Here is a 1,079-nt window from a genome sequence, read left to right as displayed (position 1 = left end):
AGGTCATCGCGCCCCAGCGCACGCATGAACATCTCCGCCCGACAGTGGTAGTCGAGGGTGGCCCGCGGTCGCAGATTCATCTCCCGCGCAATCGCATCGAGTTTGCGTTGGCTATGCACCGACAGGTCGGTGCCTTTGGGTAGGTACTGGCGCAGTAAACCGTTGGTGTTCTCGCAGATGCCGCGCTGCCAGGGACTGTGTGGATCGGCGAAGTAAATCGCCAGGCCCGTGCGTTTGGAGAGGGTCTTGTACAGCGCCATCTCCTTGCCCTGGTCATAGGTCAGCGTTTGACGCAGCGTCGCCGGTAACGGACCGAACGCCCGGCTGAAGCCCTTGAGCGCATCCTCGGCCGCGCACCCTTCCATCTTCACCAGCTTCAGAAACAACGTGCGCCGATCCACCAGCACGCCTACCGACGACTGATTGCGTGCGCCTTTGAGGAAGTCGCCTTCCCAGTGGCCCGGCAACAAGCGTTCATTGGCCTCCGGCGGTCGATCATGAATGCTTGGCAGATCGTGCATGCGGCCGCGCCGATTGGCGCCTTGGCCGCGCGGGCGGCGCGCGCACTTGTGCTGGCGCAACAGTGCCACCAGCCCTCGCCGCAGCTCCCCGCGGGGAGCTGCATAGATCGCGGTGTAAATCGTCTCGTGAGACACGTGCTTGGCCGGCTCGTCGGGATGCTGTCGGCGCAGTGTGCGACTGACCTCTTGCGGTGACCAGCGCCGGGCCAACAAATGGCGCACCAGACGCCACAAGGCACTCTCACGATGCAACTTACGCGGCCGACGCGCCTGATGGGCCAAGCGTCGGGCCCGATGGCCGGCACGACAAGCGTCATAGCCGAGCGTCGGGCGCCCCAGACGAGGGCTGCCCGACGGCTCGCGGTGCCCGTTACGCGCCAGCTCCCGTGAGATCGTGCTGGGCGACCGGCCTAGCAGTATCGCCAGCTGCCGGGCGCTGTCCCCGCGTGCCTTGCCCACCATGATCGCACCTCGCTCTTCGGCGCTTAGATGGTTGTAGTGCCGACCCATGCATCACCTCCCAAAGGGCGTTGCACTTGATATTAGAGACTGCCTTAC

The 1,079-nt window shown here is 64.8% G+C and carries 1 protein-coding gene; it reads right to left on the bottom strand.

The window, feature by feature from the left end; translation table 11 throughout:
* On the bottom strand, nucleotides 1-1,031 hold a 1,031-nt coding region (locus ISP20_RS21440), incomplete at its 3' end, for an IS30 family transposase (protein ID WP_204638246.1).
* Nucleotides 1,032-1,079 lie beyond the last annotated feature (48 nt).

Origin of the sequence: Dyella kyungheensis (assembly GCF_016905005.1) — a bacterium.
Taxonomy (GTDB): Bacteria; Pseudomonadota; Gammaproteobacteria; order Xanthomonadales; family Rhodanobacteraceae; genus Dyella; species Dyella kyungheensis.
This window is presented reverse-complemented; position numbering and strand designations above follow the sequence as displayed.